General features: G+C 44.9%; 22 protein-coding genes. 5 read left to right on the top strand and 17 right to left on the bottom strand.

The window, feature by feature from the left end; all coding sequences use genetic code 11:
* Positions 1-80: 80 nt before the first annotated feature.
* Positions 81-683, top strand: a complete 603-nt coding sequence (locus WBS51_RS01600) for a TetR/AcrR family transcriptional regulator (RefSeq protein ID WP_173749978.1) — start codon at positions 81-83, stop codon at positions 681-683.
* 39 nt (positions 684-722) lie between these two features.
* Here the strand turns inward: WBS51_RS01600 and WBS51_RS01595 are convergent, their stop codons facing one another.
* A complete protein-coding gene (locus WBS51_RS01595; protein ID WP_294460130.1) occupies positions 723-3,479 on the bottom strand; it encodes a glycoside hydrolase family 3 protein in 2,757 nt (918 codons plus the stop codon).
* 122 nt (positions 3,480-3,601) lie between these two features.
* Here WBS51_RS01595 and WBS51_RS01590 point away from each other — a divergent pair, with 122 nt between their 5' ends.
* Positions 3,602-4,507, top strand: a complete 906-nt coding sequence (locus WBS51_RS01590) for a helix-turn-helix domain-containing protein (RefSeq protein ID WP_294460133.1) — start codon at positions 3,602-3,604, stop codon at positions 4,505-4,507.
* 49 nt (positions 4,508-4,556) lie between these two features.
* Here the strand turns inward: WBS51_RS01590 and WBS51_RS01585 are convergent, their stop codons facing one another.
* The 10 genes from WBS51_RS01585 to WBS51_RS01540 form a co-directional block, all read right to left on the bottom strand.
* Complete coding sequence (locus tag WBS51_RS01585; RefSeq protein WP_173749975.1) at positions 4,557-4,916, bottom strand: heavy-metal-associated domain-containing protein; 360 nt, start codon at positions 4,914-4,916, stop codon at positions 4,557-4,559.
* 18 nt (positions 4,917-4,934) lie between these two features.
* Positions 4,935-5,102, bottom strand: a complete 168-nt coding sequence (locus WBS51_RS01580; protein WP_173749974.1) for a FeoB-associated Cys-rich membrane protein — start codon at positions 5,100-5,102, stop codon at positions 4,935-4,937.
* A gap of 81 nt (positions 5,103-5,183) precedes the next feature.
* Positions 5,184-7,376, bottom strand: a complete 2,193-nt coding sequence (gene feoB, locus WBS51_RS01575; protein WP_173749973.1) for a ferrous iron transport protein B — start codon at positions 7,374-7,376, stop codon at positions 5,184-5,186.
* A 47-nt stretch (positions 7,377-7,423) separates the two neighbouring features.
* Positions 7,424-7,642 carry a FeoA family protein gene (locus WBS51_RS01570; RefSeq protein ID WP_173749972.1) on the bottom strand — a complete coding sequence of 73 codons (219 nt, stop codon included), beginning with the start codon at positions 7,640-7,642 and terminating at the stop codon, positions 7,424-7,426.
* 55 nt (positions 7,643-7,697) lie between these two features.
* Entirely contained in the window at positions 7,698-7,910 is a 213-nt protein-coding gene (locus WBS51_RS01565) for a FeoA family protein (protein WP_173749971.1), read from the bottom strand.
* 407 nt (positions 7,911-8,317) lie between these two features.
* The gene (locus WBS51_RS01560) at positions 8,318-8,635 is read right to left on the bottom strand and encodes a hypothetical protein (protein WP_294460143.1); all 318 of its coding nucleotides are present in this window, start codon (positions 8,633-8,635) and stop codon (positions 8,318-8,320) included.
* Positions 8,598-8,897 carry a hypothetical protein gene (locus WBS51_RS01555; RefSeq protein WP_302702691.1) on the bottom strand — a complete coding sequence of 100 codons (300 nt, stop codon included), beginning with the start codon at positions 8,895-8,897 and terminating at the stop codon, positions 8,598-8,600. The genes WBS51_RS01560 and WBS51_RS01555 overlap by 38 nt, the downstream gene beginning before the upstream one ends.
* A 459-nt stretch (positions 8,898-9,356) precedes the next feature.
* Complete coding sequence (locus WBS51_RS01550) at positions 9,357-10,286, bottom strand: alanine-tRNA synthetase second additional domain-containing protein (protein WP_173749970.1); 930 nt, start codon at positions 10,284-10,286, stop codon at positions 9,357-9,359.
* Positions 10,287-10,371: 85 nt separating this feature from the next.
* Positions 10,372-11,289, bottom strand: a complete 918-nt coding sequence (locus WBS51_RS01545) for a SufB/SufD family protein (RefSeq protein WP_173749969.1) — start codon at positions 11,287-11,289, stop codon at positions 10,372-10,374.
* Complete coding sequence (locus tag WBS51_RS01540; protein WP_173749968.1) at positions 11,289-12,035, bottom strand: ABC transporter ATP-binding protein; 747 nt, start codon at positions 12,033-12,035, stop codon at positions 11,289-11,291. Before WBS51_RS01540 ends, WBS51_RS01545 begins: the two co-directional genes overlap by 1 nt.
* 215 nt (positions 12,036-12,250) lie before the next feature.
* Here WBS51_RS01540 and WBS51_RS01535 point away from each other — a divergent pair, with 215 nt between their 5' ends.
* Positions 12,251-12,901 carry a tetratricopeptide repeat protein gene (locus tag WBS51_RS01535; RefSeq protein WP_173749967.1) on the top strand — a complete coding sequence of 217 codons (651 nt, stop codon included), beginning with the start codon at positions 12,251-12,253 and terminating at the stop codon, positions 12,899-12,901.
* 49 nt (positions 12,902-12,950) lie between these two features.
* On the opposite strand, the gene WBS51_RS01530 is transcribed toward WBS51_RS01535, so the two are convergent.
* The 5 genes from WBS51_RS01530 to WBS51_RS01510 form a co-directional block, all read right to left on the bottom strand.
* On the bottom strand, positions 12,951-13,847 hold the full coding sequence (locus WBS51_RS01530; protein WP_294460150.1) for a dihydrodipicolinate synthase family protein: 897 nt from the start codon (positions 13,845-13,847) through the stop codon (positions 12,951-12,953).
* Between the two features lie 11 nt (positions 13,848-13,858).
* Entirely contained in the window at positions 13,859-15,583 is a 1,725-nt protein-coding gene (gene ilvD, locus WBS51_RS01525) for a dihydroxy-acid dehydratase (protein WP_294460152.1), read from the bottom strand.
* 35 nt (positions 15,584-15,618) lie between these two features.
* The gene (locus tag WBS51_RS01520) at positions 15,619-16,380 is read right to left on the bottom strand and encodes an SDR family oxidoreductase (protein WP_291683300.1); all 762 of its coding nucleotides are present in this window, start codon (positions 16,378-16,380) and stop codon (positions 15,619-15,621) included.
* Positions 16,380-18,101, bottom strand: coding sequence for a dihydroxy-acid dehydratase (gene ilvD, locus WBS51_RS01515; protein ID WP_294460156.1), 1,722 nt, complete (start codon positions 18,099-18,101; stop codon positions 16,380-16,382). The genes WBS51_RS01520 and ilvD (WBS51_RS01515) overlap by 1 nt, the downstream gene beginning before the upstream one ends.
* 211 nt (positions 18,102-18,312) lie before the next feature.
* Complete coding sequence (locus WBS51_RS01510) at positions 18,313-19,002, bottom strand: FadR/GntR family transcriptional regulator (RefSeq protein WP_302702690.1); 690 nt, start codon at positions 19,000-19,002, stop codon at positions 18,313-18,315.
* A 194-nt stretch (positions 19,003-19,196) separates the two neighbouring features.
* Here WBS51_RS01510 and WBS51_RS01505 point away from each other — a divergent pair, with 194 nt between their 5' ends.
* A complete protein-coding gene (locus WBS51_RS01505) occupies positions 19,197-19,619 on the top strand; it encodes a thioredoxin domain-containing protein (RefSeq protein ID WP_302702689.1) in 423 nt (140 codons plus the stop codon).
* 117 nt (positions 19,620-19,736) lie between these two features.
* Here WBS51_RS01505 and WBS51_RS01500 read toward each other — a convergent pair whose 3' ends face one another.
* On the bottom strand, positions 19,737-20,606 hold the full coding sequence (locus WBS51_RS01500; protein ID WP_294460164.1) for an EamA family transporter: 870 nt from the start codon (positions 20,604-20,606) through the stop codon (positions 19,737-19,739).
* Between the two features lie 940 nt (positions 20,607-21,546).
* Here WBS51_RS01500 and pckA point away from each other — a divergent pair.
* Positions 21,547-23,151, top strand: a complete 1,605-nt coding sequence (pckA, locus tag WBS51_RS01495; RefSeq protein ID WP_294460167.1) for a phosphoenolpyruvate carboxykinase (ATP) — start codon at positions 21,547-21,549, stop codon at positions 23,149-23,151.
* The last annotated feature ends 87 nt before the right edge of the window (positions 23,152-23,238 follow it).

Below are 23,238 nucleotides of genomic sequence, written 5' to 3'. Positions count from 1 at the left end.
AGAATTCCTCATTTCAGACATTTGAGGTTTGACTTTTCCCCTCTTTTCTCTCTATAATTGTGGGGAAGGAGGCAATACCAATGAGTAAGATAGAAACTAATAAAGAGCAGAAAAGAAACTCCCTTCTGGATTCTGCTTTCACTTTGTTTATTGAAAATGGGTTTAACAAGACCTCCATTGCAGATATCGTTAAAAAAGCAGGAGTGGCAAAGGGAACTTTCTATCTGTATTTTAAGGATAAGTATGATATCCGCAATCATTTAATCAGTCACAAGGCCAATCAGGTTTTTCAGACAGCCTATACAGAACTTAGAAAACATAAGGAAATTGAAGATTTTGAAGAACAGGTCTTGTTTATCATTGACAACATTTTGGACCAGTTTGCCCAGAACCACAATCTGGTGCTGCTGATTTCCAAACATTTGAGTTGGGGATTTTTCAAAGATTTTTTAAGTGTTGCGCCAAGCAAAGATACGCCCGCTATTTTCACCATTTATGAAACCATGCTGGCCCATGCTTCCCATACCTACCGCACACCGGATTTGATGATGTATATGATATTAGAATTGGTCAGCGGCACCAGCTACAATACCATTCTTTATGAACAGCCGGTGCCTTTAGACCAGATAAAGAAGCCTCTTTATGAGGTTATCAGAGGAATTTTCAGTCAATACAGAGAATAATCTTTTGGGGAACTGCCGCAAAGAACCGTTCCCCGTTTTCTACCTGCACACTTCCACCCAGGCTATCTCCATGCCTGCCTTCACGTCCTGCAGCGCCGCCTGATAGTCTCCCGGTTCCAGATAGATGTTCTCCAGCTTTATCAGATTCCACTCGTTTCCGGTTCCATTGGTCTGTACGGTAGCTACAGGCTTTCCGTTCAGCAGCAGATTACAGGACGACTGGGCCTGCTGAGAAAGTCCGGAACGCAGCTTCACAAAAAACTTATACCGTCCGGTGTGCTCTATAGACAGCCGCATAGTTTCCTCTTTTTCGGGAATCAGCTTCACTGGCACAAAAGCAAAGCTTCCGGCTTCCTTTTCCAGTTCTTCCGGTGTCTTTAAAGGCCTTTTTGCCACCGGGCTCTCCAAAATAAAGCGACAGATATTCATGGCGCATCTCTGCAGTTCTCCTACACTCAGGTTTCCGCTTTCCAGCGCTTCCAAGGTATTATCTTCATAGATATTTTCCTCGGAACCGCCGTTTCCAACAACCATGTACAGGTCATTCTGTGCCCGAACCATAGCGGCCGTATTCTTCATATCCCCTTTTCCCCCTTCTACAGGGTCGTTCATCTTGGCCCACCAGTCTGTCATGACAATGCCTTCATATCCCCACTCTCCCCGCAGAACAGTGGTACACAAATCATAATTAGAAGCAGTCCAGTGTCCGTTTAAAGGATTGTAAGACGTCATCAGAGAGCGTGCCTTCCCTTCTTTTACTGCCATTTCAAAGCCTTTCAGATAAATTTCCCTTAAAGCCCTCTGGGACACTACAGAGTCTGCCGTGGTTCTGCCTTTTTCCTGATTGTTGCAGGCAAAATGCTTAATGGTAGCAGCTGCTCCGGTTTTCCCGATACCTCTTACCGCTGCCGCCGCACATGTTCCGGTCAGATAAGGGTCTTCTGAAAAATATTCAAAATTTCTTCCGTTTAAAGGGCTTCTGTGTATATTCATGCCCGGTCCTAAAAGGGTATCAATCTGATTTCTTAACAGTTCTTTTCCTTCCCATTCGTATAATTCTTCCATCATCTCAGGATTCCAACTGGCCGCCAGCATGGTTCCGATGGGCATTTGTGTGGCCTGAAGACCGCTGTCCATACGGATTCCGGAAGGTCCGTCTGCAGTGCAGGCTGCTGGAATTCCATAGCGGTAAAGGCTTGGGGCTGTTCCGCCAAAAGCAGAGGCTGTTCCCGGTGTCACCATAGGATTGCACATGCCTTCTCCTCTTACAATTCTCGCCAGTTGTTCTTTGGTAAACTGTGCTACAAATGCCTCTAAGGATGTTTTCTCTTCCTGCACCATAGAAAAAGTAATCCCTCTGTCTCCGGTAATCTCCATTTCTTCCGGCAGATTTTCTGCAATCCGCGCCTTTAAAGAAACGCTCTGTAAAGGCACATCTTCCTCTGTCTTTTCATATATCCCCTGTTCGGACAATCTGCCCGGACGAAGTCTCTGAAAAGCTTCTGCAGGCGCCAGCACCTCCTGTAAGCTCTGCACAACCACACAGGAAGGAATCTTCAGACCCTTTCCCTCTGCAAAAAGCGCCTGTCCGGCATTTCGCACGTCGGTTCCCACATAAAAACCATACGTCCCCTCCTCCAGCACATACGCATTTTTGTATCCTGTCACGCCACTGTCATCGTAAGAAGCCAGCTGACATGCCTTGATGGTAAAGGTCAGCTTCTGGCTTTCTCCCGGCGCCAAAAGTCCGGTCTTTTGAAAAGCTGCCAGCTGACGTACCGGCTGTCCCAGTTTTCCCTGAGGGGCTTCATAATAGACCTGCACAACCTCTTTGCCGCTGTATACGGCGCCTGTGTTGGTCACACAAGCCTCTATTACAGCAACTGCTTCCTTTCCCTCTCCATGCACTTTGGCTCTTGTCACCTGAGTCTGAAATTCTGTGTAAGACAAACCGAAACCAAAGGGAAACTGCACTTTTTCCGGTGCAAAAGTTTCAAAATAACGGTAACCCACATAAATATCTTCCGCATAATAGTTTCTCTCTTCGTCTCCGAAGTTTTCTGTGCTGGGATAGTCTGCGATATCATAGGCAATGGTATCCGGCAGCTTGCCGCTTGGAGTCACTGCTCCTGTCAGCACATCTGCACTGGCATTTCCGGCTTCAATACCGCCCTGCCAGGTGTAAAGCACACTGCAAACATGTGCTTTGTTCTGTATGGTTTCCAGCCAGCTCATATCTATAATGTTGGAAACATTCAGCACCACGGCTGTCTTTTCAAAGCACCCTGCCACAGTTTCAATAAGTTGTCTCTCTTCTTTTGTTAAAAGATAACTGCCTTCCACGGGAGCATTGTCCTGGTCTTCTCCTGCGGTTCTTCCGATTACCACAATGGCTTTATTGGAAGTTTCTCCCGCTTTTCTTGCCATCTCTTCCGACACCGGCATCTCTTTCTGGTACCAGGGTTCCCCTGCCCAGACACCGCCTCCGTCATCAAAAGGATTTTCTTTTACCCAGTTTTCATAAATCTGCACCAGTTCTTCGTTTAAGGAAATCTCCTTATAACGGCGCAGACCCTCCACCAGATTGGTGGTATAGGCTGTATGTACCGCACCGCCTGAACCGGTTCCGCTTTTATAATAATTTATCTGACATCTGCCAAAGATGGCCACATGGTCCTCTTTTGTCAGCGGAAACATCTGTTTCTCATTTTTCAGAAGGACCATTCCTTCTGCTGCCGTCTCTCTTACCTTATCGCCGAAGCCCTCTAAGGGCACGCCCATTTTTGTACACTCCATTTTTTCCTTTCCTTTCTGTTTCCCTGTGGAATTTTCTGGCTTTATTATAGACGTTTCCCGGATTTGATGCTATAATTTTCATGCTCAAAAATAATAAAATTTTGTCATAGAAGGACTTTGCCATGGAATACATGAAAGAAAAAAAGCCCTGCATAGACGGTATTCCCTTACAGTATGTATGCCACTTGCAGGATATGAAAGGAACGGGGATGGTCTACCCTGCCCACTATCATGAATATATTGAAATTTTATTCGGTCGGGAAGAAACCTTTGAGATTTACCTGGGGAACTCCTATCACCGGTTCGGCCCCGGAGATATGGTTCTGATTCCCGCCAATGCAGTACATCTCATTAACAGCCTGTCGGAAAACGGAGGAACTTACTATGTCATACGGTTTCTCCCCCAACTGGTCTATAACGGACTTTCTCAGAACGGTTCCGAAATCCTTTATCTTCTGCCTTTTCTCACAGACAGTCAGATACAGGAAAAAGTCATTCCCCATAACGTTCTTGCACAGACGGAAATTCCCGAGCTCATAGATGCCTTGTTTCAGGAAGACGCGCAAAAGCCTTACGGCTATCCTCTGGCCATCCGAAACCATATCAGCAGCATTTTTCTCTGGGTATTGCGCTACTGGCACCAGAAAGGCACCGCACAGCCTGTTGAAGCGCCTTTTCAGGCCGAACTGGCCGCACAGCTTACCCCGGCTCTTTCCTACGTCCAGGAACACTGCGATATGCCGCTGAAAGCCTCTGAGGCAGCCCGGCTGTGCGGCATGAGTTCCAGCTATTTTTCCCGCTGCTTCAATCACCTTCTGCACATGAGTTTCAGCGATTACGTCACCCGTATCCGGCTCACAGAAGCAGAAAAACTGCTGGTTTCCTCTACACTCCCGGTAACAGAAATTGCTGCCTCCTGCGGCTTTGGCTCTACCAGCTACTTCATCCGCCTGTTCCGGCAGCACAAAAAACGCTCTCCCCTGCAGTTTCGGAAAGAATTTATGAAAAAAGAAACAGCATCCGGCTAAGGAATTTTCTCTGGTTCCTTAACCGAATGCCTGCACCTGTGATCTTTTACTATTTTATTGCTGTCACTTGAAAGCCGGCTCCTTCCACCGCTCTTCGCAGTTCTGTATCTGCCACTGTCCGGTCATAAGCCACAGCAGCCTGCTTCTTTTTCAGATTTACTCTTGCAGAAACCCCATCCATGGCATTCAGCGCTTTTTCCACACTCTGTCTGCAATGGTCACAGGTCATGCCTTCTATAGAGATTGTCTTTTTCCCAACAATGGGATTGGAAAGTTTCTTTTCTGTTTCCTTTATCAGACCCTTGCTCCCGCCGCAGCAGGAACACTCTCCCCGGAAATGTTTCACTGTACTTTTTACTGCCAGAATCAAAACAGCAAGAACTAAAACTAAAATAATTCCATTTATCATATGCTTCCTGCCTTTCTTTTAAATCTGCTTTTTCGAATTGTAAGGTTCTGCATGACTGCAGCCATGACAACTGCTGCAGCAGCCGCTGCACCCTGCCTTTGGATTTTTACGGTTTTTTATCTGCCGGTAAATCACATAACCGCAATACAGGCCAATGCCGCCTGCCAATACAATATCTGCGAACATATTCTTTCACTCCTCTCTATACAAATACAGCCTGAAGCAAACACTTTGGAAAGTGCCTGTTCAGGCTGTTGTTTCTATTTTTTACCTTGCTGCCTGCACAGAGCTCTTTGCATAGGTTTTTTTATGTTTATATGGGTCTGGCCGGAATAACATAAACAGCATGACTGCCGCTACCAGAATCCCTGCCGCAGAGCCTGCGGTAAATCCTCCTCCTGTCACCAGAAGACCAATCTGATAAATACTCAGGCACACCATGTAAGCAAACACATTCTGGAATAAAATTGCAAACCAGAACCATTTTCTGGACTGCATCTGCTGCGCCATCGTCGCAATGGCTGCCAGACAGGGAGAATCCAGAAGGTTAAACAGCAGGAAAGAAAATGCTGCCAATGCGCTTGGAAACCAGGACTGGATAGCTGCCCCTACGGTGATAGGGTCTTCAGACATACTGCTGCTGACATTTGCCAGGACACCCATGGTAGAAACAATGGCTTCCTTTGCGGTGAATCCGGAAAGTGAAGCAGACACTGGCTGCCATTCTCCAAATCCAAGAGGTGCAAAAATCGGTGCAATAACTCCGCCGACAGCGGCCAGAAGACTGTTGTTGCTGTCCTCTACCATACCGAAACCGCCATTGGTAAATCCAAATCCGCCCAGGAACCACATAACTACACAAGCCAGGAACAGAATCGTACCTGCTTTAATCATAAATCCTTTCAGTCTCTCCCATACATGAAGCAGTACAGTCTTTGCAGAAGGAATGTGATACTGAGGAAGTTCCATAACAAATGGCGCCGGTTCGCCGGAAAACGGTTTTGTTTTTTTCAGCATAATGGCAGATACCAGAACAGCCACAATACCCAAAAGATACATAAACGGCGCCATCAGACCGCCCGCTTCATAGCTGCCTGTTGTATAGCTTACCATAACACCGCCCATAAGTGCAATAACCGGAAGTTTGGCACCGCAGGGAATAAAGGTTGCTGTCATAATGGTCAAACGTCTGTCATTGTCATTTTCAATGGTCTTAGACGCCATAATTCCCGGAATACCGCATCCTGAAGAAATCAGAAGCGGAATAAAACTCTTTCCGGAAAGTCCGAAATGGCGGAAAATACGGTCCATAACAAAAGCGATACGAACCATGTAACCACAGTCTTCCAAAACAGAAAGAAACAGGAATAAAATTGCCATCTGAGGAACGAATCCCAGCACAGCTCCCACGCCGCCGATAATACCATCAGAAACCAGACTGATAATCAAATCATTGGCGCCTGCCGAAGCCAGAAATCCGGAAACCGCGTCCTGAATGGACACTACAAAGGTGTCATTGGTCCAGTCGGTTGCCATGCTGCCGGCTGTCGTTACGGAAACATAATACACCAGCCCCATGACCAAAAGGAAAATCGGAAGACCTAAAATACGGTTGGTGACAATTTTGTCGATTTTATCGGACATAGTCAGCTTATTTGCCGTCTTCTTTACTGCATCTGCAACAACTTTCTGGATAAAAGAGTAACGCTCATCTGTGACAATACTTTCCATATCATCATCTTCTTTTTTCTCCAGACGTTCTGCCTCTGCCTCAATCTGTTCTCGCACCTTGGCATCTAAAGACAGTTCTTCCAAAACCTTGCTGTCTCTTTCCAGAAGCTTCACAGCATACCATCTCAGTTTGCTTTCTTCGGCAACATCCTGCAGCCAGCCCTCAGCCTGTGCAATGGCGCTTTCCATATCCTTACCGAAGATTTTCTTCGGCAGCTCCTGTTTTCCCTGCTTTGCACAGTGAACCGCTTCTTTCACCGCCTCTTCCAGTCCGGTGCCTTTTAGGGCAGAAGTTTTCACCACCGGGCAGCCTAAGAGAGTCCCGAGACGCTTTACGTCAATCTTAATCTCATTTTTTTCCATTAAATCTGCCATGTTCAGCGCAATCACCACAGGCACTCCTGTTTCTATCAGCTGTGTGGTCAGATACAGGTTTCGTTCGATATTGGTTGCATCTACCAGATTTAAAATTACATCCGGATTTTCTTTCAGAAGATAATCACGGCTCACAACCTCTTCCAATGTATAAGGAGAAAGGGAGTAAACACCCGGCAGGTCCGTCACGATGATTTCTTCCCCGTTTCCTTTCTTTCCTTTGATTTTTCCCTCTTTCTTTTCCACTGTAACCCCCGGCCAGTTTCCAACGTACTGGTTTGCCCCGGTCAATGCGTTAAACATGGTCGTCTTTCCACAGTTGGGGTTTCCGGCAAGCGCAATCTTAATTGCCATTTTTCATTCCTCCTGGTTAGTTAGATTTAACTTTAGTCCAAAAAAATTTATCGAAGCTGTATGCACTGGGCATCCTGCTTTCTCAGCGAAAGTTCATATCCCCGAACGGTAATCTCTACCGGGTCACCAAGAGGGGCTACCTTGCGGATAAAAATTTCACAGCCTTTTGTGATTCCCATATCCATAATGCGGCGTTTATAAGCACCGTCACCCTCAATTTTGGAAACCACCACTGTGGTACCTACTTTTGCATCTTTCAGTGTCATTTCACTTCTCCTCCCTGTCTTTGATAAAATATTTCATAACAAACGTTGTTCATCCCTATACCATAATACGTTTTGCCATATCCTCGTTAATTGCTACTCTGGAATCCTTGATATTGACAATCATGTTTCCATTCAGCTTGGAAATGACACTGATTTGAGCCTGTTCTACAAATCCCAGATTCGCCAGAAACCTTTTCGTTTCCGCAGCACCGCCTATTCGTCTGATTGTTGCCTGCTCTCCGTTTTGTAAAAAAATCAATGGCTGCATAGAATCCCTCCGTTCATCAAATATTTAGTGCCTTCTAACTTTTCTTAGTTTTCACTAACTTCATTGATTAGAATACGCTAACTTTTTCAAAATGTCAATAGTAAATTTTATAAAATTTACTTGTTCAACAGCAACCAAAGCACCAACTCCTCCGAGCGCGAGCATTGCTGCCGTTGAACTCTTTAAACCACAAAAAGCGGCTGGGGCCTATGAAAACGAACCATACGTTTCATAATTAGACGACTGATAAAATCTCATGTTTCTTCCCATTTCGATAAAATAAGTTTTACGAGATTGTCCACTATATAAAAGACAATATGTCCTCTGACTGTATTTTTGATTTTTATCTTGGGTAGAATTATCCATTTCCCCGGTTATGCCACTGCACATAAGCATGGAAAATCATCTTATACTGTTTTCCTATCTGCCAGTTCCTGAACCTCTTCCAAAGGCAAATCCGTTATCTCTGCAATTTCCTCTATCGAATAACCCTTTTTCAGCATCTTCAGCGCAGTACTCACGGCCTTGTTATAAGTAGCTTCAACCGTAGCTTTTTCGGTAGCTTCATTTCTCATCTCTTCTAAAAGTTTGCACATCTGGCTTCGACCTCCTTCTGTCTCTTTTAAGTATCTGACTTCTTCTGCAAGTAATGGATTTACAATATCCTTTGCCTCTTTGTAATTGAAATCATGGATCATCCAGCTCCGTAATCTTTCTTTCCACATGATACAGCGGAATCCCCATACCAAATTTATCATTTTCCGTAATGAAGATTACATAGGTATCAACCAAATCTTCAAAATCCTCTCCTTTACTGAGAAGTGTGCGGTCTATCATACTGCTGTGAAACCTGGCCCTTTTCACCCCTGAGCCCCTGTCGGAACGCTGGATTTCTATATCCATAATCTTCCCATCCAGAGCCTCTGAAAAAAAGTCATCATCCATCAGGCGAAGTTCTTTTATCCTTTGTAAGTCTTTTTCATTCATTACATTCCGTTTCGTTTTCTGCACATTAACACCTCGCTTATTTTAAATTAAAAGCTTATCATCAATCATCATCGTAATTGATATCGTGTCATCTCATGTACTTTAAAACCTTGTAGCCATACAACCGCATCGTAAGACATTTACATCTCCCCCTGTTCTATATTTTCATTATAAAGAACCGTACCTCAAGAATCAAGTTACTTCCAAATTTTCTCCTTTTATGCAACGAGAGCCACACCTGCACAAGCGGGAGTTTGACAGTTGCTTACTTTGTTGCCGTTTTTCTTCTCCAACTGTCAAAGATGGGATAATACAACATTTCTATGTATTTTTCATCTGTTTTTTACAAAATAATTAATTTTTTTCATTTATTACGTTATACCCCTCTTTTACAACGAAAAAAAGAGAAGCTATACAACCATTCATGTTGTGTTCACTTCTCTTTTATCTGAAATCTGACTAAATTTCAATATTATTCAGTTCTTCATCATTCTCTGTCACTTCATGCTTATACCCCACGGTTCCCGCCACCACATATTCGCGGAACTTAGGCTCATAGTAAAATTCCTTCACCAGAGAGAAATTTACAATCTTCCCAGTGCTTTCCACATGCATCAGCGGTCCGGTACAGGGGATGATTTCGTCCCCGATTTTGATATGTTCCTCATCATAAGGTACGATAGGCAAATCCTGGCGAATCAAATCCAGAATTCTTCCCTCGATTTGTTCCAAATCAAAAGCAGGCTTGTCTGCATAATTAATCATAAATCCATGCTTAATACCGGAACGGGTCGAACGGGGACGCTCAATATCCCTGACGCAGTACCCAAACAAATCCTCCGCGCTGTGGGCCATTTTCCGGTAAACCAGAGACTTAAAAACAATGTCCGCAATGTTTCCCGGCAAAGGTCCAAAAAGAGACGGTCTTGTGACAATCACTTCTTCCCCGATTCCAATGAGCAAGTCCGCATTTCTTTTTAGCACCGGATACAGGATTTCAAAATGCTCTACAATCACCCGTTTCTGCTGGCTGGTCACATGATGGACCGCCTCGGCAATCCGCTCCAGAGACACATATTTCATAGCTGCACGCACATCCACATGAAAGGTTCTGGGTGTGTAAAAACCTACATCTTCTGAATTCAGAAGCGGCATGTCCAGAATATCGTATTCGTCATCTGATTCTACTGTCTGAATCCCGGGAAACATGCCTTTAATGAGCATACTCTTTCCCGAATCCTTGGCGCCGATAATGCCGATAATCCGGTCAAATGGATTCAAATACATCTGGGTAATCTTCATGCCCAACTCCATAACCCTGCGGTTTCCCCTCGGCGCAAAAAAGAAATTATAAAGGTTACATTCATGTCTTACATTGTTATAAATCATAGAAATACCCTCATTCCATTCCCAATTAATAGTTATCTCTATTTTACCACAAATCAGACAAGAAAGCGTCTATTATTTCCAGTTTTTATTTCAGGAATCCGCTGATAATCTGTTCTTCCGCCTCTTCTTCTGTCAGTCCCAGTGTCATCAGTTTCACAATTTGTTCCCCTGCAATTTTGCCGATGGCAGCCTCATGAATCAACGCCGCGTCTGAATTGTTTGCTGTGATTTCCGGAATAGAACTGATTTTTGCATTGCCCACAATAATCGCATCGCACTCCGTATGTCCGCTGCACTTTGCATTTCCGTTTAACACGGACTGGAAAAGCTGATGGGATTCATCCTTTGCCACGGAACGGGAAATAATGTTGGCTCCGGAATCTTCCCCGTTTAAATCCACGATAAAACGGCTTTCCGCTTTCTGCGTTCCATGCGTCATCAGTCTTTCCATGACTTTCATGCTGGCATGTGCTCCCAGTTTTGCTGTTGTCTTGCGAATCGTGGAATCCACACCTTTTATCTGGGCAGTATCCATTTCCATATAACTGTTTTCTCCGATTTCCACAATGGTCTCCGGATTCATAATACGCTGTCCTTTGCCGTCTCCGCTGCCATAATGCTTCTCCACATATTTCACCTTGGAATTTTTCCCGATAAAAAAGCTGTGGATACCGTCATGCTGGCTGGAATCATCGGTTCCGCAGTGGATACCGCAGCCTGCAATAATGGTAACATCACAGTCATCTCCAATATAAAAATCATTGTACACTGTTTCTTTTAAACCTGCCTGGCTTAAAACCACGGGAATGTGAAGACTCTCGTTTTTTGTTCCCGGCTTGATTTTAATGACAATACCGTCTCCGCTCTCTCTGGGGATAATTTCAATATGCTCCGTGCTGTTTCTGGCTTCCGTCTTGCCGTTGGTCCGGATATTATATGCACCTACAGGGATTTCATGCAGCCCTGACACTGCCTCTAAAAGTTCTTTTTGTATGGTATCCATTAGTTCTGCACTCCCTTCTGCCAGATACTGCAGCCCGTATCTGTCTCTGCTGCGCTTAATAATGCCGGAAGCACTTCATCCTTGCTTCCTCTGCGTACCAGTTTCCCGTCTGCAATGACCAGAATTTCATCTGCTGTATTTAAAATTCTCTCTTGGTGAGAAATAATCAGAATGGAGCCGCTTTGCTGTTTATGCATATTTTCAAACACATGAATCAGGTTCTGAAAACTCCACAAATCAATACCAGCCTCCGGTTCATCAAAAACAGACAGCCTGGTTCCTCTTGCCATCACCGTAGCAATTTCAATACGCTTCATCTCACCGCCGGAAAGACTGCTGTTTACTTCCCGGTTAATGTAATCTTTGGCACACAGCCCCACTTCGGAAAGATACTGACAGGCGCCGGACAGGGAAATGTCCTTTCCTGCCGCCAGATTAATTAAATCAAAGACCGTTACTCCCTTAAAACGCACCGGCTGCTGGAAAGCATAACTGATACCGTGCCTGGCCCTTTCGGTAATACTCCAGTCTGTAATATCCTCCCCGTCAAAGAAAATGCGTCCCTCTGTGGGCTTTTCAATTCCTGCGATAATTTTTGCCAGCGTGGATTTTCCTCCGCCGTTTGGTCCTGTAATGGCAACAAATTTATTGTCCTCCAGGGTGAAACTTACATGCTCCAGAATTCCCTTTTCTTCCTCTTTGGAATCCTCCGGAACACGAAAGGACACGTCCTTTAATTCAAGCATGGTTTTTCCCTCCGTTCTATGTCATGAAATTGTTCTTTGGCTCAGCCAAATATTAACAATTTTCGTCCGTTTTCTATTATATAAGGCTGTTTTCTTATTGTAAAGGGATTTTCATAATTTTGTCCTTCCGGAGACGGTAACAGGTTCCCCTGGCCGTTGCTTTGTGGTATAATGAATATTATTTTACAAAACACAGACAAATGGAGAACACACCTATGGATATGAAAAATTTAAATCTCACCGTAGAAGAATTGAAAATCCTCGCAGAAAACGGACAGCGGGATTTTATTTACGGTGTGGGCTATTATTATGAAAACGGTATTCGTACTTCTGTGGACTATGCTCAGGCAGCACAGTGGTATGAAAAAGCAGCAAAAAAAGACCATATAGAGGCCGCTATGCATCTGGCGCTTCTCTATGCCCAGGGCAGGGGTGTGGAAAAAGATGACAAAAAAGCCCTTTTCTACATGAACCAGGCTGCAAAGAGCGGAAACATGAATGCCCAGTACAACATGGGACGCTGTTACGAAGAGGGGATTGGCACAAAACCCGATATTTCCAAGGCCTTTGACTGGTATAAAAAAGCTGCCGCCCAGGGAGATTTCCGGGCTATGTGCTGCATGGGCGCACAGTTTCTCTCAGGAGAAACCATTCCCTATGAACCAGCAAAAGCCTTTCAGCTTTTTGAAAAAGCCGCAAACGGCAATATTCCGGCAGCCCAGTATAACCTTTCTGTCCTCTACCGCTATGGTGAAGGGGTAGAAAAAGACGTTGAAAAAGCGGATTTCTGGCGCATGAAAGCTGCACAGAACGGTTTCCGCCTGGCTATTGATGAGCTGGAACACCCGGAAAAAGAAAATTCTTAAAAGCACAACTCCCCGCAAAGACAGCATTTCCGTCTTGCGGGGAGTTTTTCTATTCCTTCAATCCTGCATGTTTTAAAATTTCCCGGATTTTGCCGGTCTCTTCCTCTGTAGCCGGCAAAAGGGGCTGGGCGCACACCGGTTCCATCTGAATACCGCGCACTGCCATGGCCTTTTTAATGGTAGGAATAAACTGCGGTGCCACATCATAAATAGCCATCAGGCTGTCAATTTTCTGCTGACACTGTGCCATTTTCTCCAAATCATCATTTCTGGCTGCATTGGCATAAGCGGAAGCTACTTCCGGAGCAAAATTAGACAGACCAGCCACACAACCGTCTCCTCCGGAAAGTACGTTGTGTCCGAAAAACTCGTCAAATCCAGAATACACCATAAAATTGGGAAACTCTTTTTTCACCTTCTGAATAATAGCTCTGGTATGCCCCATAGTGGCCACCGTATCTTTAATGCCCACAATATTTTCATGTTCAGACACCAGCCGGTATATCAGTTCCGGGGAAAGGTCGTGCCCTGTACGGTCCGGAAAATTGTACAAAAGTACAGATCCCTTCACCTGCTCTGCCAATGTATCATAGAAATGCAGAATCGCACTGTCCGGCAGATTGAAATAGTAGGGAGAAATCACCATCACGCCGTCAGCTCCCTGCTCTATGGCATAATTAGACAATTCCATACAGGTCTCAAATTCCATATGACAGGTTCCCACATAAAGTGTGACTCTATGACGAATGTGTTTTACAGCCTCCCGAATCATGATTTTCTTTTCTTCCAGGGAAAGTGCAAAAAACTCTCCGATACTGCCAAACAGCAAGATACCGTCCATACCGCCGTCTATGAGAAAATCATAAATCCTTTTATTTGCTTCGATATCTATATGCCCCTTTTGGTCCAGGGCTGTCACTACCGGTGTAATCCATTTTGCCTTCATAATGTTCCTCCCTACTCTTCGTATCCTGCCCCCTCCATGGCGGAAAGTGCATGTCTGGTATAACGTCCAAACAGCCCTTTCCGTTTAGGACGGGGGATAATACCTGCCTGGCTTCGTTCCTTCAAAACTTTCTGAATCTCTTCCTCGGGTAATTCCTGTCCCTGGATTCCCACAACGTTCAGATAACGTTTTTCCACACTGTACTTCAAAATGTCACCCGTTTCAATAAAAGCCAGCGGGCCTCCTGCTGCTTCCGGAGATACATGTCCAATAGCCGCTCCTCTGGTAGCACCGGAAAAACGCCCGTCTGTAATCAAGGCCACGGAACCATTGAGCCGTTCATCGCAGACAATGGCCTCTGTTGTCATCAACATTTCCGGCATTCCGCTTCCTCTTGGGCCTTCATAACGGATAACCAGCATATCTCCGGGATTTACCCTGCCCTCTACCACGGCCTGATAAGCTTCCTCCTCGCTGTTATACACTTTTGCCGGTCCTTTGCGTTCCCGCATTTCCTGCGTGCAGGCAGAATATTTGATAACTGCCCCGTCTGGCGCCAGATTTCCCCGTAAAACAGCCACAGAACCTTTTTCTTCTGCTTTTTCCACCGGGAAAATAACTTGCCCTCTGTGCAAACCATAATTGTGCAGATAACCGATATTGCGTTCAAAAAAGCCCTCCTTTTGAATCTCTTCCAGATTTTCTCCCAGCGTTTTTCCGGTTACGGTCATCACATCCAAATGCAGCATATCTCTCAGTTCCAGTTCCACCATAGGAATGCCTCCTGCAAACCAGAAGGCTTCGGTTAAATGCTCTCCACTTGGAGTAATATTTCCCAAATGAGGAACCCTATGGTTGATTTCATCGAAAAGCTCCGGTTCCAGATAAATTCCCAATTCTCTTGCAATAGCAGGCAAGTGCAGAGTGGCATTGGTAGAACCCCCAATGGCGCTGTGTACCACAATGGCGTTCTCCAGTGCTTCTTTTGTGAGAATATCACTGACTTTTATATCTTTTTCTACTAATTTCATAATCTGGCGTCCTGCTTTTCTGGCACAGGCCAGAATATCCCGCATGGTAGCCGGCATAAGCGCTGAACCGGGAAGCGCCAGTCCCAATGCCTCAGCCATACACTGCATAGTACTGGCTGTTCCCAGAAACGTGCAGGCTCCACAGGAAGGACATCCTGTTTTCTTATAATCCCGGATTTCCTCTGGCGTAATGGCATCTTTTCTCTTTTGACGCAGGGAAATATCCCCTGCCACTAAGGAAGTTGTCATATCAGGTCCGGGGCGCATACTGCCGCCAGGTACAAAAATAGCAGGAATATCCAGACGGGCAGCCGCCTTTAACTGGGCAGGAATGGACTTGTCACAGGAGGCAGACAAAATCATTCCGTCCCAGGGATACACACTGCCATGCACCTCTATCATATCACAGATAGCTTCCCTGGAAGCCAGAATATAATTCATACCGTCATGTCCCTGGGCACAGCCGTCACAGATATCCGTGGTGTGGTACTGAGCGGGAAATCCACCTTTTTCAAAGACTCCGTATTTGGCCTGTTCCATAAGCCCTGCCAGATGAACACTGCCGGGATGACTGTCTCCAAAGACATCCTCCAACAATATCTGAGGTTTTTGAATATCCTCTTCGTCCCAGCCGGAGCCCATCTGCAAGGCATCAAACTGCGCCCATAAAAGCCGCTGGGGTGCACTTTTCTGTTTTTTATTCATACTTATCCGCTCCTTTATACAGGTATCCATGTATCTTACTTCACCAGATATCCGCCATCCACCGGAATCACAGCGCCGCTTACATAGTCGCTGGCATGAGAGGCCAGGAAAATAGCTGTCCCCTTCATATCCTCTCCGGTTCCCCAGCGATGTGCCGGGATTCTCTCTGAAATAGAAGCAAATCTGGGATTTTCAGGGTCTAACAGAGCTTTGTTCATCTCGGTTGCCATATAGCCAGGGGCAATGGCATTGACATTCACCCCTCTGGCCAGCCAGTCATTGGTCAGCTCTTTGGTCAGCTGCGCCACGCCGCCTTTTGCTGCTGCATAGGCCGGAATGGTCTGCCCTCCAAAAAACGAATTCATAGAAGCAATGGTGATAATCTTGCCATATCCCTTTTTCAGCATAAGTTTCCCTGCTTCCTGACACAGAATAAAAACGGAAGTCAGATTCACACCAATCACCTCATCCCACTCTTCCATGGGAAACTCTTCTGCGCTGTGTCTTCTCTGTATGCCGTGAGCCGTCAGCAAAATATCCAAATCACCGCCCAGCTTTTCGACACATTCCCGGAATACCCGATAAACATCTTCCCGCTCTCCCAGGTTTCCTTTTACGCCGTAGCAGGAAAAACCTCTTTTTTGGAAGTCTTCTGCCACCTCATACACTTTATCTGAAGTTCCTACAATAGCCACCTCACAGCCGGCTTCCAGAAAGCCCTCTGCCATACCATAGCCAAGCCCTCTGGTTCCTCCTGTGACAATGGCTTTTTTCCCTGTAATATCGAACAGATTCATTATTTCATGTACCCGCCTTTCATAGGAGAAACTGCATGTTCTGAGAATATTTTCAATACACCTTTGTCATATTTTAATGGCTTCGGTGTCCAGTTTTTCTTACGTTCTTTTAAAATTTCCTGGATTTCTTCTTCTGTCTTCTTTTCTCCTGCAATTCCCACAATACGGAGTACACGGTTTGGAATATTCACCTCAATCAAATCGCCCTCTTCTACCAGAGCAATCGGGCCGCCCTGGGCTGCTTCCGGAGAAATATGTCCAATAGCCGGGCCCTTGGATGCGCCGGAAAATCTTCCGTCTGTCAAAAGTGCAATAGAAGCTCCCAATTCTCCGTCAGAAGCAATCGCTTCTGTGGTATAGAACATTTCCGGCATTCCGCTTCCTTTCGGTCCCTCATAGCGGATAATCACAGCGTCCCCCGGTTTAATTTCATGAGTCAGTACCGCATGAATAGCGTCTTCTTCGCAATCAAAGGGGCGGGCCTTTAAGGTCGCCTCAAACATTTCTTTTGGAACAACTGTGTGTTTCACCACTGCTCCGTCAGGACACAGGTTTCCGTAAAGAACGGCAATGCTTCCGTCTGTACCGAAAGGCTTATCAAAGGGACGAATGACGTCTTCTCTCTTTAATCCCACTTTTGCCAGATAGGCATCGCATTTGTCATAGAATCCATTCTTCTTTAAATCTTCCAGATTTTCCCCCAGTGTTTTTCCGGTAACGGTCATCACATCCAGATGCAGCATATCTTTAATTTCTTCCATAATTGTCGGCACACCGCCTGCATAGTAGAAATACTGTGCAGGCCACTCTCCTGCCGGACGGATATTCAGAAGGTAATGAGCTCCTCTGTGGAGTCTGTCAAAGGTATCTCCGTCAATTTCAATACCAAATTCCCTGGCAATGGCCGGCAGATGAAGAAGAGAGTTGGTGGAACCGGAAATGGCTGCGTGCACCATAATTGCATTTTCAAAAGATTTCATCGTAACAATTTTATCCGGTGTCAGATTGTGCTCTGCCAGCCATACTGCCTGTTTTCCGGCTTCTTTTGCCACTTTTCTTAAATCCGGGCTGGTAGCAGGCATCAGGGCGCTGCCCGGCAGCATTAATCCCAGGGCTTCTGCCATAATCTGCATGGTAGAGGCTGTTCCCATAAAGGAGCAGGCGCCGCAGGATGGGCAGGCGTGCTGCTTATAGTAAGTCAGCTTCTCTTCTGTGATTTCTCCACGTTCACACATTGCGCTGTATTTTCCAATCTGTTCCAGTGTCAGCAGGTCCGGACCCGCATCCATAACGCCGCCTGTCACTACAATAGAGGGAATATTCACTCTTCCCACACCCATTAAGTGTGCCGGCATACCCTTATCACAGCTTGCCACAAACACAGCACCGTCAAAAGGCGTCGCATTGGCATGAATCTCAATCATATTGGCAATCATATCTCTGGAAGCCAGAGAGTAATTAATACCATCATGTCCCTGAGCTTCTCCGTCACAGATATCTGTTGTAAAGTATCTGGCCCCATGGCCGCCTGCCTCTGCGATTCCTTCTCTGGCCTCTTCCACCAGTTCCAGAAGATGTCCGCTGCCCGGATGGCTGTCTCCGAAGGTACTTTCAATCATAATCTGAGGTTTTGACAAATCTTCTACCTTCCAGCCTGTTCCCAGACGAAGAGGGTCTAATTCCGGTGCAATTTTTCTTAATTCCTGACTTCTTAATTCCATAATCATTCTCCTTTTCCATAAGTATTTGGAAGTTTTTTATAAGGTTTCTCTCTTTTGTTTTAAGACATCATACGTCATATCTATTTGTATTTTAGCACTATTTTCTCCTTGCGTCAAGAGAATGCCTTCCCGAAATCTTACTTTTTTCACAGGAAAATTCCATAATCCAAAACAATTCCCGGCATTTCCTCTAATAGAAAAAGCCGCCGCATTACTGCGACAGCTCCTTCATTTCCTCAATCTTCTCTTTGTTATTCCGTAAATGTTCAATCATGGCTTCTCTGGCTTTTTGAGAATCATGAGCACGAATGGCATCCACAATCATCTGGTGGGTTCGGATAGTGTCCAGGGCCAGCGACAGGTCTGTAACATGAATAAACACAGACACACCTGCCTGAATCACCGGAATCAGCTTTGGCGTTACAGAATTTTTGCTGTATTTTGCTACTTTTTCATGGAACTCAATATCCTTTTCCATGTGCTGCTTTCTCTGTCTGCAAAGCACTGCCACCTCATCCGCTGTTTTCTGTAGTTCCTCTACTTCTTCTTCTGTGGCTCTCTCTGCCGCCAGCGCAGCAATCTCAGGCTCAATAATCATACGGATTTCGCATAAATCCATAGCCAGCTTCTTTTTGTCTTTTACAAAAGCAAAACCAAAAGGATCATCGACCACACCCGGATGATGGCACACGAAAGTACCTCTTCCTCTTTTTATCTCTACTACATTTCTGGATACCAGAATTTTTACCGCTTCCCGGATAGTGCCTCTTCCCACACCAAGCTGTTCTGCCATTTCAAATTCATTTGGCAGTTTATCACCAGCGTGCAGAGCTCTGTCGGTAATCAGATTAGCAATCTGCTCAGATACCTGCTCCGGCAACAGTTTGTTATTATTTTTCACTGACTCTAACATATATTTTTCCTCAATTTCCTATAACTGTATACCTATGCGAGTTCTTATTATAGCAGTCTGCAAATGAAAAGTCTACTTTTACTCTGCAAAAACAGGAAAGAAACGGTTTACATCATCAATCCCGTAAGGACCCCCTGGAACAAGGATAAAATGGACACAAAAATCAAAATAGCCGCACCCGCATGGCTGTAGCAGACGGTGGAGATTTGATAATTCTCACACCCGGGGTCAAGTCCTTTGGTGAAAACGAGGAAATGGACCAAATGACCAGAACATATGGATATAAAGGACGGGACTATGTATTAGAACTGTTCCGAAAAGGTGTCTTTGAAAACCGTATTATGGCGGCTGCCCACTTAATCCAAGGTTCATCCGACGGCAGATTCCGTATCACTTACTGTACCAGACCGGAAAATCTCAGCAAAGAAGACATCAACCGCGTTGGTTACGACTGGATGGATTATGAAGAAGCGGCAAAGCTATACAATCCGGAGATACTTAAGGAGGGGTGGAATACCCTGGAAAACGGAGAAGAAATCTACTTTGTGAAAACACCTGCATTGGTGCTTTGGAAAGCAGACGGTGTCTCTCCAAAATGTCTGTGAAAACCCTGATAAAGTTCAGACTTTGACAGCCATACCCCTGCCTGCTCCAGACCATCTCGCACAACATTCCCGAAGTACCATATCTCAAAAGAGAAAACAGGTGAAATTCCTGTTTTCTCACTGAAAAGCCAGCCAAACCGTTCCAAAAACCATGCAGCCCAGACCAAACGCCGCTTTCTTTGACAATTTTTCCCCAAATACCACTGCGGAAAACAAAATAGTAACCAGAATACTCAGTTTATCAATGGGCACCACTACACTGGCAGGCCCTTCCTGCAAAGCCCGATAATAGCACAGCCAGGAAACTCCTGTAGCCAGACCGGACAGCATCAGAAATCCAAACTCCCCTTTCTCTATCTGCTTAACCTCCCTCTGTTTTCCGGCAGCAAACACCTTAATCCACGCCATAAACAGCACTACTGTGGTTCGGATGGCTGTGCCCAGATTGGAATCTACATGCTGAATTCCAATTTTCCCAAGAATGGCTGTCAAACTGGCAAATACTGCGGACAGAACAGCATATGCCAGCCACTCTCTGCCCTTTGTATGATTTTCCTGCCCTTCTGCTGCCTTTGGCGCAATCATCAGCAGCGTTCCTGCGCCAATCAAAATTACGGACAGCGCTTTCTTCCAGCTCATTCCTTCTCCCAGAAATAGCAGAGCCAGCACAATGGTCAGCACCGTGCTGGATTTGTCAATGGGAACCACCCTGTTTATATCCCCTTTTTGCAGTGCATGAAAATAGCACAGCCAGGAGGCCCCCGTGGCCAGACCGGACAGAATCAGAAATAAAAATGTTCTGCTGCTGATTTGTACCATTCCTGTTTCTGCCCCTGTAAGAAAAACCATAAGCCAGGAAAACAGCAGTACCACTATGGTACGAATGGCCGTTGCCACATCGGTATCCGTCTTTCGGATTCCGCATTTGGCAAGAACGGCTGTCACTCCGGCAAAAAAGGAAGAACCTATTGCATAAAATATCCACATATTCCTGTCCTCCCAAACAGTTTTATATCTTCTCGGAATCTTCAGCCCTGATTTCACATAGCTTCCAGACCCCTGTTTCAAAAAATCTCCCACTTTTTTAAAAAAACGCTTGACAAATCGTCAAAAATTTGCGGCGAAGACGATTGATTATAGTTTATTTCAATCGAGTAATAAATCATCTCATGAGCATCCTGGTTAGTATTTATATCTCAGGATATCAGGCAGGACATATGTCCTGCCCGCCTTTCCTATTATAACATTGTTCCTCGGCTCCTACAACGCAATCCATTTTTGATTTTTTCCTATTTTAATAAGCTACCAGTCCATATCCCAAGATGGACTGGGAATTCACCGGGTTGTCATTAATCGATACAACTGCGCATTCTTCGGAAAGCCAGTTCATCCCGGTCTGTGGTTGCCTGATTCAAAAGGATCAAAAACTCACTGTTTGCCAGCATCAGCCTTGCTGTATCCGGCTCCCCATTAGTAATTTACATATGATTTCTTTTCCCGCATCTGGCAGGATGACGAAGACAACCTTTCACCCAAATACCGTTTCCCTAAAGTGAAGCCGCCAAAGGGGAACAACATCACAGAATCATGCTCTGCATAAAAAACTCCAGCTTATCAACCTGATGGGAAATGTTGGAAATTATGGATTCCACTTCTTCCCGTGTAAGAATCTCCATCCCCTTTTTCATCCTGTTTTTTCTATATTACATCATAGCATTTATGTTTTTCCCGGTTAAAGGGTAAAAGTCGTTAAAATTTAAACAATTTTTATAAAATCTATATTTTTTTTATTGATTTATTGAGGTAAATATGTATAATAGAAAAGAGAACCAGGTTACTGGTTTCTCTGAAAAGGAATATCACGGAAGCCTGTTTTTCAGGCTGAATTCCGGTGATTATTATGAAAGAAAAGAGAGGTACATGTAAGATGGCAGAATTGAATTTAAGCAAGTACGGCATCACAGGAACGACTGAAATCGTTCACAATCCTTCTTATGAATTATTATTCGCTGAAGAAACAAAACCGGAACTGGAAGGTTTTGAAAAAGGTCAGGAAAGTGAACTTGGCGCAGTGAACGTAATGACAGGTGTATACACCGGACGTTCTCCTAAAGACAAATATATTGTTATGGATGAGAACTCCAAAGATACTGTATGGTGGACTTCTGACGAATACAAAAATGATAACCATCCGGCTTCACAGGAAGCATGGGCTACTGTAAAAGACCTGGCTATCAAAGAACTTTCCAATAAAAAACTGTACGTTGTAGACGCTTTCTGCGGCGCAAACAAAGATACCCGTATGGCTATCCGTTTCATCGTAGAAGTTGCTTGGCAGGCTCACTTTGTTACAAATATGTTTATCCAGCCTACAGCAGAAGAACTGGAAAACTTTGAGCCTGATTTCATCGTATACAACGCTTCCAAAGCAAAAGTAGAAAACTACAAAGAATTAGGATTAAACTCCGAAACAGCTGTTATGTTTAACATTACAAGCCGTGAGCAGGTTATCGTAAATACATGGTACGGCGGAGAAATGAAAAAAGGTATGTTCTCTATGATGAACTACTACCTGCCGTTAAAGGGTATCGCTTCCATGCACTGCTCTGCAAACACAGACTTAAACGGTGAAAACACAGCTATCTTCTTCGGTCTTTCCGGAACAGGTAAAACAACTCTGTCCACAGACCCGAAACGTCTTCTTATCGGTGATGACGAACATGGCTGGGATGACAACGGCGTATTCAACTTTGAAGGCGGCTGCTACGCAAAAGTTATCGATCTGGATAAAGAATCCGAACCAGATATCTACAACGCAATCAAACGTAACGCTCTTCTTGAAAACGTTACTCTGGATTCCGAAGGAAAAATTGACTTCACAGATAAGAGCGTAACAGAAAATACTCGTGTATCTTATCCGATTAACCATATTGAAAACATTGTTCGCCCTGTTTCTTCCGCACCGGCAGCAAAAGAAGTTATCTTCCTGTCTGCAGATGCATTTGGCGTACTGCCTCCAGTATCTATCCTGACACCGGAACAGACTCAGTACTACTTCCTGTCTGGATTTACAGCAAAACTGGCTGGTACAGAACGTGGAATCACAGAGCCTACACCAACTTTCTCAGCTTGCTTCGGCCAGGCTTTCCTGGAACTGCACCCAACAAAATATGCAGAAGAGCTTGTTAAGAAAATGGAACAGAGCGGCGCAAAAGCATACCTGGTAAATACAGGATGGAACGGAACAGGAAAACGTATCTCCATCAAAGATACTCGTGGTATCATCGATGCTATCTTAAACGGAGATATCTTAAACGCTCCTACTAAGAAGATTCCTCACTTCAACTTTGAAGTACCTACAGAACTTCCTGGTGTAGATTCTAACATCCTTGACCCACGCGATACTTATGCTGACGCTTCCGAATGGGAAACAAGAGCAAAAGACCTGGCTCAGAGATTCGTTAAGAACTTCGCTAAATACGAAGGAAACGAAGCTGGTAAAGCATTAGTTGCTGCTGGTCCTCAGGAATAATTTCTGAATGATTTAAAGTTCTTAGAAAAAGGCTGCTGCGGCAGTCTTTTTCTGTTTGTGTAAAAAGTCTGTTCAAAAAAGGAATCC

Origin of the sequence: Blautia acetica, from assembly GCF_038739805.1 — a bacterium.
Lineage (GTDB): Bacteria > Bacillota > Clostridia > Lachnospirales > Lachnospiraceae > Blautia.
The sequence above is the reverse complement of the archived record's forward strand: the minus strand, read 5'-3'. Positions and strand labels throughout refer to the sequence as shown.

Coding starts and splice junctions, on each gene's coding strand:
- WBS51_RS01600 (WP_173749978.1), top strand. CDS start 81: ATGAGTAAGATAGAAACTAATAAAGAGCAGAAAAGAAACTCCCTTCTG.
- WBS51_RS01595 (WP_294460130.1), bottom strand. CDS start 3,479: ATGGAGTGTACAAAAATGGGCGTGCCCTTAGAGGGCTTCGGCGATAAG.
- WBS51_RS01590 (WP_294460133.1), top strand. CDS start 3,602: ATGGAATACATGAAAGAAAAAAAGCCCTGCATAGACGGTATTCCCTTA.
- WBS51_RS01585 (WP_173749975.1), bottom strand. CDS start 4,916: ATGATAAATGGAATTATTTTAGTTTTAGTTCTTGCTGTTTTGATTCTG.
- WBS51_RS01580 (WP_173749974.1), bottom strand. CDS start 5,102: ATGTTCGCAGATATTGTATTGGCAGGCGGCATTGGCCTGTATTGCGGT.
- feoB (WP_173749973.1), bottom strand. CDS start 7,376: ATGGCAATTAAGATTGCGCTTGCCGGAAACCCCAACTGTGGAAAGACG.
- WBS51_RS01570 (WP_173749972.1), bottom strand. CDS start 7,642: ATGACACTGAAAGATGCAAAAGTAGGTACCACAGTGGTGGTTTCCAAA.
- WBS51_RS01565 (WP_173749971.1), bottom strand. CDS start 7,910: ATGCAGCCATTGATTTTTTTACAAAACGGAGAGCAGGCAACAATCAGA.
- WBS51_RS01560 (WP_294460143.1), bottom strand. CDS start 8,635: ATGTGGAAAGAAAGATTACGGAGCTGGATGATCCATGATTTCAATTAC.
- WBS51_RS01555 (WP_302702691.1), bottom strand. CDS start 8,897: ATGAATGAAAAAGACTTACAAAGGATAAAAGAACTTCGCCTGATGGAT.
- WBS51_RS01550 (WP_173749970.1), bottom strand. CDS start 10,286: ATGATTTATAACAATGTAAGACATGAATGTAACCTTTATAATTTCTTT.
- WBS51_RS01545 (WP_173749969.1), bottom strand. CDS start 11,289: ATGGATACCATACAAAAAGAACTTTTAGAGGCAGTGTCAGGGCTGCAT.
- WBS51_RS01540 (WP_173749968.1), bottom strand. CDS start 12,035: ATGCTTGAATTAAAGGACGTGTCCTTTCGTGTTCCGGAGGATTCCAAA.
- WBS51_RS01535 (WP_173749967.1), top strand. CDS start 12,251: ATGGATATGAAAAATTTAAATCTCACCGTAGAAGAATTGAAAATCCTC.
- WBS51_RS01530 (WP_294460150.1), bottom strand. CDS start 13,847: ATGAAGGCAAAATGGATTACACCGGTAGTGACAGCCCTGGACCAAAAG.
- ilvD (WP_294460152.1), bottom strand. CDS start 15,583: ATGAATAAAAAACAGAAAAGTGCACCCCAGCGGCTTTTATGGGCGCAG.
- WBS51_RS01520 (WP_291683300.1), bottom strand. CDS start 16,380: ATGAATCTGTTCGATATTACAGGGAAAAAAGCCATTGTCACAGGAGGA.
- ilvD (WP_294460156.1), bottom strand. CDS start 18,101: ATGGAATTAAGAAGTCAGGAATTAAGAAAAATTGCACCGGAATTAGAC.
- WBS51_RS01505 (WP_302702689.1), top strand. CDS start 19,197: ATGGCTGTAGCAGACGGTGGAGATTTGATAATTCTCACACCCGGGGTC.
- WBS51_RS01500 (WP_294460164.1), bottom strand. CDS start 20,606: ATGTGGATATTTTATGCAATAGGTTCTTCCTTTTTTGCCGGAGTGACA.
- pckA (WP_294460167.1), top strand. CDS start 21,547: ATGGCAGAATTGAATTTAAGCAAGTACGGCATCACAGGAACGACTGAA.